This is a genomic window from Nocardia noduli, from assembly GCF_019038455.1.
Classification (GTDB): domain Bacteria; phylum Actinomycetota; class Actinomycetes; order Mycobacteriales; family Mycobacteriaceae; genus Nocardia; species Nocardia noduli.
Genome location: NZ_JAFMPL010000300.1, coordinates 1 through 413 on the forward strand (window position 1 = coordinate 1; position 413 = coordinate 413).

1 pseudogene is annotated in these 413 nt (G+C 66.1%); it reads left to right on the forward strand.

Going from position 1 to position 413, the window contains the following annotated elements:
• Positions 1–157: 157 nt before the first annotated feature.
• Positions 158–413: pseudogene (locus tag JZ792_RS43775) on the forward strand (hypothetical protein); the annotation flags it as partial.

Below are 413 nucleotides of genomic sequence, written 5' to 3' on the forward strand. Positions count from 1 at the left end.
CGTCGGCACTCGCCAACGAATTCGCGGAAGCCGGCGAAGGCCTCCACCAGGCCTCGCTGATCTATCTGGGCCTGGTGCTGTTCTTCATCACCTTCGTCGTGCTGTCGCTCTCCAAGGTGCTGCTGTCGCGCCTGCAGAAGAATGAAGGAACCCGCTCGTGAGCACCTCGCAGCAACTCATTTCCGCGGCCCGGACGGCCAGCGAACGGCAGGCGCGCTACGCCAGCCGCAAGCGCCTGAACAACATCGCCCTCGGCCTGTCGCTGGCGGCCATGGCCTTCGGCGTGTTCTGGCTGGTCTGGATCCTCTGGGAGACGATCCGCCTGGGCATCGGCGGCCTCAGCGTGGCGCTGTTCACGCAGATGACGCCCCCGCCCAACGAAGCCGGCGGCATCTCGAACGCGATCTTCGGGT